Genomic DNA, 8266 nt, shown 5'->3' on the forward strand with positions numbered 1-8266 from the left:
CAGCACTTGAGCGTCGTTTCCTGCCTGTGATGGTGGAGCAGCCCACAGTAGAGGACACAATATCCATCCTGCGTGGACTTAAGGAAAAGTATGAAGTTCACCACGGTGTGCGTCTGAAAGATTCAGCCCTGGTTGCAGCGGCCGTAATGAGCCAGAGGTATATAGCTGACAGGTTCCTGCCGGACAAAGCCATTGACCTGGTGGATGAAGCTGCTGCAAAAAAGAGGACAGCCATAGACAGTAAGCCTGCGGAACTTGATGAAGCCGACCGTAAGATCATGCAGCTTGAGATAGAAAAGGAAGCACTCAGGAAAGAAAAGGATGAGGCATCCAAGGAACGTCTTGAAGCATTGGAAAAGGAACTTGCGGACATTCGTGCCGAGTCGGATGCAATGCGTGCAAGGTGGAATCACGAGAAAGAAACAATAGCCAAGCTCAATTCCATCAAGCAGCAGATAGAAGATACTAAGGTGCAACTTGAGCTTGCCGAGAACGACAACAATCTGGAACTGGCATCGAAGCTGAAATACGGTACACTCATTCCTTTACAGCACCAGTATGCTCAGGAAGAGGAAGCGGTCAAGAAAATGCAGGATGGAATGCTGCTAAGCGAAGAAGTGGGTGAAGAGGATATTGCAGAAGTTGTTTCCGTTTGGACCAAGATCCCTGTCACCAAGCTCCTCGGAGGACAGCGTGAGAAACTTGTGCATATCGAAGACAACCTGCACCAGCGCATCATTGGCCAGAAAGAAGCGGTGAAAGCAGTGGCTGATGCTGTGATCCGCGCATATGCCGGTATAAGGGACCCGAGGCGGCCCATTGGAAGTTTCATATTCCTGGGCCCGACAGGCGTGGGTAAGACAGAACTTGCCAAGGCACTTGCTGCTGAGCTATTTGACGATGAGAACAACATGATACGTATTGACATGTCCGAATACATGGAGAAGCACACGGTTGCCCGTATGATAGGTGCACCTCCAGGGTACATAGGTCATGACGAAGGTGGCCAGCTAACCGAAGCTGTGAGAAGGAGACCATATGCAGTGGTGCTCTTCGACGAGATAGAGAAGGCACACCCCGATGTCTTCAATGTCATGTTGCAGATACTGGATGACGGGAGACTGACAGATTCCAAGGGAAGGACCGTGGACTTCAAGAACACACTCCTTATAATGACCTCAAACATATTTTCAGGTGACCTGACAAAGCTGCTGGACGCCCCCGATGGTACCTACCGGCCGGAACAGGGAATGCCTGAAGTATTGCACAAGGAAGGCCATGAATATGCGCAGTTGCAGGCAAAAGCACTCAGTGAACTGGGCAAGTACTTCAGGCCTGAATTCCTTAATCGTATCGATGAGATCGTTATATTCCATGCCCTGAGGCCCGATGAACTGGTGTACATAGTAGACCTGAAGGTGGCAGACCTTGTGGCAAGGCTCAGAGATAAGCGGATACAACTACAGATCACGGATGAAGCAAAGCACTATCTGGGCAGGGTGGGCTACAGCGAAACATTCGGTGCCAGGCCACTTAAGCGTGTTATCCAGAACGAGGTGGAGACAAAGGTAGCAAAGCTCATAGTCTCGGGCAAAGTCACAGAAGGCTCCACCGTAGTAGCGGATGTTAGAGATAACCAGATCATGCTGGACGTTGTCCAGAAGGTATGAACTTACTGATCCGGCCATCGATTAGAAGGGTGGTCGGGAGATTTTTTTATTGAATAAGGTAAACCCTATACCAGCCTCTCTTTACCCCGTGATTTACCACTATAATAACTCTACTTTATGGCAATCTAACAATTTGCTTAGCTCTTATAGAACATAGAGTAAACAATAAATGAAATAATATCAACTTTTTAGTTCATTTTATTTAGACCAGCAATACTAATATGCACATAAATTATTGTAATTATACCAATTTTATTGGTAACTATTCTACTTTGATTACAGTTTATATTTAAGATATAAGTATACAAAATCTAAGTAGTAAATTAAAACAATGCACCCACAAGAAACATAGATATTGATAGCGATTAGATGATGGAGTTCACCGAAGATAATAAAATATAGATTACAAAACAAAGATGGAGATCAAGACGATAAAACTCTAGACATACACATGCAATAATATTCTAGTATAGAAAAGCATACAACAAAACCACGAGTATTTAAGCTAAAGAAAAAGTTACAAGTTTTATTTTGAAGTAGTGAAATAAATAACTCTTGATTTTGGTATAATACCAACTTTTTAAGTAGATTTATATAGTTGAAGATAATACACTGTTACACCTGATAGGTAGGTGGAATGTAAAATGGATGCTATTGTTATTGGAGGATTTTTAGGAAGCGGGAAAACTACCACTGTGATAAACCTTGGAAAGTTCCTTGCTGAGAAAGGCCATACTGTTGCCATCATAGTCAACGAGATAGGAGAAATAGGGATCGATGGAGACCTTATAACCAAATACGGATTGGATGCAAAAGAGATCACTAACGGCTGTATCTGCTGTACATTAAAGGTCAGTATGAAAGCTACATTGATAGAACTGCGCAAATCCTACAACCCGGACTATGTGATAATAGAGCCTTCGGGTATTGCTTTCCCGAATATTATCAAAAAGGATATAGAACTTATGAACCTGGGAGTGAGCGTGAAAGTAGCTCCCCTTACAACGCTTATTGATGGTAGCAGGTTCAAGGCTATCATGAAATCTGTGAAGACTTATGCTATCAGGCAAATAGAAGATGCTGAGATCCTGGTAATAAATAAAATTGACCTTGTCGAACATCTGCAGCTCCCGGTCCTTGAAGCGTCGGTACAGCAGTTGAACCCAACGGCCAAAGTGCTCAAAATGTCCTCAAAGCCAGAAGATGCGGGTTTCAAGGAGCTATTGAAGATGATACTGCCTGCTTCCATAATAAAAGAGGTGGCTGAACCTGTGCCCACACATAAACATGAAGCGGAAATCCATGAGCACGAAGAGCATGAACATGTAAACCATGAACACACTCATTATGAAAGTGACTCTTCAGGACTTGCATCCTATGCTAATGACTACAAGATCCTTGCAGAGAATATAGATAGCGACATGGCAAAAGTGCTTGCCATGGACATTGCCGACAGCGTAAAATCAGGAATAATAAAGTTCAGCCCGGAATTCGTAGGCCACGTTAAAATGTTCCTTGAATCTCCTCATGAGACTGTAAAGATCAGCATTACCGCATATTCGGAAAATCCCCAGGTAAATGTCATTAAGACAACATCTGCCATGGCTCCGAGATTCAAGATACTTACTGCTGTTTCAGGCATGCAAGAGGACAGCCTTGTGCACCTGGTGGATGAAAGCGTAAGATCTGCATTTGAAAGGAAGAAGATAAAGTCATTAAGACTGCATGAGCCACATGACCATGATCACCACCACGACCATCACAATCACGACCATGGACATGATGACCACGAACACCACCATGATCATCACCCCCACGAAAAGTTAAGCAAAGCAGAAGATTATGACGACATATACGATCATGATCTGAAGAACAACGAGGAAGCAACCTGCGAATGTCTCGCAGACAAAGAAACCTGCAAGGTATAAACTTCCTGAAAAGGAGGATACTTGAGGAGAAATAAATGAAGATCATGATCATTAGCGGGTTTCTGGGGAGCGGCAAAACTACTTCTGTGGTAAAGATAGGTAAATGCCTCAAAGACAGAGGTTATACCATCGCTGTCCTGGTCAATGATGTCGCAGATGTGGGAGTTGACGGGCAGGTCATAAATGAGAATGGACTGGAGTCAAAAGAAATGCCAAGAGGGTGCATCTGCTGCACTCTCAAATATGCCCTGGAAGGCAACATTGCCCTCATACAGGCGGAGTATGATCCTGATATACTCATTATTGAGCCTACAGGAGTTGCTTTCCCTGACAGGATAAGGGAACAGATAGAGAAAATGGATTTTGGGCCTGAGGTTACCATGGGTCCGATAATCTCATTGATCGACGGGAGCAAGTTCAGGCAGATTATGGAACATTCCGAGTACGCTGCAACAAAACAGATGGAAACTGCCGACCTCATAGTGATAAACAAGAAAGACCTGATGAAAGAAGCAGAAATATCCATAATAACAGATATGGTGCAGAAGATCAACTCTGATGCAGATGTTTTTTCACTTTCCTTTAAGGAAAGAGACCTTGCATTCATGGAATTTATGAGTGCTGTCGAATCCCGGCTTGGTATGGAAGTCCAGGGAAGAACAGCTGTAAAAGGAGAAGATAGCGATTGCCCGGATAATATGTGCGCTGCCAATGATGATCACTTTGACCATTTCAATGTAAGCAGCTATGCGGATACATACCACATTGAAAGCCCAATTGACACTGAAACAGCCATCAGTGCAGCAACCTGTATAATGAAAGACCTGAAAAATATGGTCCTGGCACTGAACCCGAAATTCCTGGGACATTTGAAAATGTTCCTGCATACTGAATCCGTAGCCCTCAGGATCAGTGTGACATCCTATCTGGATAACCCTGAAGTGGAAGTCATCGACACTGACATTTCAGACCACGGCGAATTCACGGTATTCGCTGCTGTTACTGACGTACACCGGGACGATCTTGCACAGATCATCAAAAGATCGGTCATGGGCAATTCCTGCCAGTTTGGCATCAGCATCTAAGTCACTTGCCTTTTTATTTTTCAAGTGGTCTGCTTTTTTAAATAATCATACTCCTTAACTTAACAGAATCCCCATTTGACAAACTACATATACCCCTTTGCATATTATTCACACAGCCGACCAAAACCTATGATCGACACAGGAGATAAGTCAATGAACAACGAAGAGATCCAGAGATTAGGAAAAGAACTTGTAGACACACTCTCCCTGAGAACATCACCAGTTGCCGTACATCTTGTTCAGGAGAACGAAGAACTGCCGGTGGGGATTCCAAGAATAGGAGAGAACACCAGACATTGCCAGATGGTGGATAGCGTAAGGAGAAAAGGATCTCAGTTCTATGCAGTCCTTGAAGATCATATGTGTAAGGGCGGAGCTGCAGTGATGGGACTGAGCGAAATGGGCGAGAAACTAAAAACAGGAGAAGTGTACTACCACCTTAACCATTTCGGATCCATGGATGCTGCAAAAAGCACAATGGAAAAAGTACCGCGAGTACCTCCACATTCCGTAAAAGCGGTCGTCTATTCACCTCTTGAGAAAACCACATTCAAACCTGATGTAATCCTGATCATTACAAATCCTAAACAGGTAATGGAACTGTCACAGGCACTGCTTCACAAGGAAGGAGGACGTGTGAATGCAAGTTTTGCCGGCAAACAGAGCGTTTGCGCAGATGGCGTAGCTTATCCATACCTCTCAGGAGAAGCAGGTGTGACGGTGGGATGCAGCGGCAGCCGCAAGTATACTGAGATAAAGGAAGATGAAATGATCATAAGTATACCAGTGGACATGTTACCAGGGCTTGTGGCATCGGCAAAAACAATGTTCATTAACTGAACATTTTCTTTTTAATACTAGTTTTAAACTACCTCATGTCTTTTCAATATAACATAAATGACATGACAAAAATATAATTTGGAAATTAATCCATCAAGGCCGTTGGTATAGACAAATTAGATTTATAATATAACCTGATATTTCTGTTTTCTTGTATTGCCTGGGCTTTTTGGAGCAAATCTCTTAACCCTCTTTTTTTCTTGCTTTTTGCATTGGCCCTTCGTGTATTTTCTCAAGGGCCTCCACCATTTTTTCCAGGTTTACATACGGTATTCCTGCAATCATTTCATCATTTTTTATATCCGTGGACCTGCGACATCCGAAACATCCAAGGCTCATGTTCATCTTACCTGTTAGCAAAGGAATGATAGTAGAATCCACACATGTTGCCTGGAAAGCTGCTGTGCTGAAAGCCTGCCTGCCTCCTTCAAAGAAGGTCGCTGCCGGAACCAACCAGTAGAGAGTTTCCGGAACATCCACCAGAACCACCACATCAGGTTCGAATTCAAAATCTTTCAGCGGACCAACAACTGTAGCAATTGTACTGTTCTCTTCCAATTCAAAACGCTGGGAGATCATGTTTGCAGCTGCATCGGCACATTCGAACAGTCCGATATTCGCATGGAATTCACCTGCTTTTACCTTTGGGGGCATTGTAACCAGACCCAGGCTTGATGCACCCACAACACATGCATGTTTCTCGGCAGGGATTATAAAAGATTCACCTTTTCTTGCCCTCATTATGGACTGACAGTGTCTGATGTTGTTTGCAGGCTCTATGAACCCTTCCGGGAGATGTTGTCCCTTCTTAATTAATTTGACAGCCACCGGTTCATATCTGAGGTTTAGTATTTTAACAAGTTTTTCAGATAGTTCAACGTTCTTCATACTATAAGATTTCGTAAAGTAATATTTAAATTTAACATAACTGGTTTTTTCATTTTTACTTCTTGCAAGCCGACATACGAATTAAACCCAGTATTTTGACTGCATAAACCGTCCATATTTATATCCGCTATAAAAACAGTGACAGAAAGATTACCAATACAATTTTAGTATCACAACGATCATGATTCACGATCCATTGTAGTGCCATCATTAATAAATAAAAAAAGTGCTGTATTCTATAACACAGCTGTTCAGAGAACTTCCTGAGCTCTCTTAAAGATCAGGTCGGCAATGAGCTCGTCGCTTCCGAGGGGTTTGCCATAGAGGATCTTTACTTGCCGGCCATTCATTTTAATGCTACCCTGTTTGTTCTCGGAGTCCAGTTTCAATATAGCTGGAATATCTTTGGTAATGTGTACACCGGATGCAAGGAATACGGGCACAGCCACAATAGTGCTCACGCCGGTATCTTGAAATGAAAGTAATGCTTCTTCCAGTGAAGGAGTGCTCATTTCCATAAATCCGGCTTTTACAACATATTCCGGGTGTTTTTTAGCAATGATGTCTGCAATTTCCGTAACGACCTGGTTGTTGTAGGGCAATCTGCTGCCGTGGCCTATGGTTAGAATACCAATCTTTTCACTCATATATATCACCTTTTTGAAAAATTGTAACAATAATCCTATTAAAAGTGTTACCTACTCGGAGACTTGTAAGTTTTAATCAAATATAGTTCTTTTGCATTTATCCCGGGAAAAACAAAAAGCATTTTAAATACCCTATAGCACCCGATATTCCCCACTATACACATACATGTTAGGTTCTCTCACGAAACCTACCAAGGTCAGATCCGCATCTTGTGCGAGTAACACTGCTTCTTTCACAGTGGCACCTTTACTGGCCATGAGAGGAAATCCCGAGTATACGGCCTTTGAGACCATAGTACCCGCAAGCCTGCCTGTAGTGACAAGCGCACATCTGGAAATATCGATTCCTTCAAGTAACGCTTTTCCTACTGCCTTGTCCACAGAACAGGAACGGCCTATATCCTCGCAGAACACAAGGATCTTACCCGACGTATCGCATACCAGCGAAGAATGAGCGCCTCCTGTCTTTTTCCAGGCATTACCCCATTCTTTCAGTTTCCCCACTGCATTGAATATGACCTGTGAGCTGAAGCCCACATCCCGGAGCAATAAGGGCCGCGTCTTGGGAGTGAAAAGGGTCGTACCACATCTCTCCACACGCCCGAGATTAAACAGCTGGGAAGTATCGAGATCGATCTTACAATCAATCCTTTTAGGACCTATATCAATGGAAAGTATATTTTGGACATCATCCCTGCCGATTAAACCTTCACATACCATGAATCCAACAGCAAGCTCTTCAAGTTCCCTGGGACTTGAATAAAAAGTAGTGAGGTGGACATCATTGATGAAAAGGTCAAATACCTCTTCAATAATAACATCCGCTTCTATTCTTTTTCTCCCGCTGCCAGAGATCTCCGTGCACGCTATAGTAGTATAGAGGGAAGAAGGGACAAAACCTTCACCCCTCCCTGATTCCTCCTTTACGGAAGAACTATCAGCGTGCTGGTTTTCTCTCATGCTTCCTTAAGTTTCTTCACTCTATCAAACAACTGTTTCATAGTGTCTTCGTTGCTCTTTGTGTAAGGGAACGGAGACTCAGTGAACGGCTGGAAGTACACTGGCACATCGTCCAGCCTGTAGAAGGTACCGTCACATTCCATTGCATCGATGACACCTGGCAGCACCACTTCAGAAGCAGTGGTGGTGGGACATGGTGCAATATCAATGCAGACCATTGGGATCTGTGCCATGTACTCTGCAGCATC

General features: G+C 43.5%; 7 protein-coding genes and 1 pseudogene. 4 read left to right on the forward strand and 4 right to left on the reverse strand.

Annotated elements, in window-relative coordinates; all coding sequences use genetic code 11:
* The 4 genes from ACCM36_RS00335 to ACCM36_RS00350 all read left to right on the forward strand — a co-directional run.
* On the forward strand, nt 1–1670 hold a 1670-nt coding region (locus ACCM36_RS00335), incomplete at its 5' end, for an ATP-dependent Clp protease ATP-binding subunit (protein ID WP_370571709.1).
* 644 nt (nt 1671–2314) lie between these two features.
* Nucleotides 2315–3598, forward strand: a complete 1284-nt coding sequence (locus tag ACCM36_RS00340; protein ID WP_370571710.1) for a GTP-binding protein — start codon at nt 2315–2317, stop codon at nt 3596–3598.
* Nucleotides 3599–3633: 35 nt separating this feature from the next.
* Nucleotides 3634–4683, forward strand: coding sequence for a GTP-binding protein (locus tag ACCM36_RS00345; protein ID WP_370571711.1), 1050 nt, complete (start codon nt 3634–3636; stop codon nt 4681–4683).
* A 153-nt stretch (nt 4684–4836) separates the two neighbouring features.
* Nucleotides 4837–5523: a DUF169 domain-containing protein gene (locus ACCM36_RS00350; protein WP_370571712.1), complete on the forward strand. Its 687-nt coding sequence runs from the start codon at nt 4837–4839 to the stop codon at nt 5521–5523.
* A 183-nt stretch (nt 5524–5706) separates the two neighbouring features.
* On the opposite strand, the gene ACCM36_RS00355 is transcribed toward ACCM36_RS00350, so the two are convergent.
* From ACCM36_RS00355 to ACCM36_RS00370, 4 genes and pseudogenes are all read right to left on the reverse strand, one after another.
* On the reverse strand, nt 5707–6411 hold the full coding sequence (locus ACCM36_RS00355; RefSeq protein ID WP_370571713.1) for a DUF169 domain-containing protein: 705 nt from the start codon (nt 6409–6411) through the stop codon (nt 5707–5709).
* A 251-nt stretch (nt 6412–6662) separates the two neighbouring features.
* On the reverse strand, nt 6663–7058 hold the full coding sequence (gene cfbA, locus ACCM36_RS00360) for a sirohydrochlorin nickelochelatase (protein WP_370571714.1): 396 nt from the start codon (nt 7056–7058) through the stop codon (nt 6663–6665).
* A 132-nt stretch (nt 7059–7190) separates the two neighbouring features.
* A complete protein-coding gene (gene fdhD, locus ACCM36_RS00365) occupies nt 7191–8018 on the reverse strand; it encodes a formate dehydrogenase accessory sulfurtransferase FdhD (RefSeq protein ID WP_370571715.1) in 828 nt (275 codons plus the stop codon).
* Nucleotides 8015–8266 (reverse strand): annotated as a pseudogene (locus ACCM36_RS00370) (formylmethanofuran dehydrogenase subunit B); the annotation flags it as partial. The pseudogene ACCM36_RS00370 and the gene fdhD, both read right to left, overlap by 4 nt.

The sequence above is a fragment of the Methanomethylovorans sp. genome, from assembly GCF_041305605.1.
Taxonomy (GTDB): domain Archaea; phylum Halobacteriota; class Methanosarcinia; order Methanosarcinales; family Methanosarcinaceae; genus Methanomethylovorans.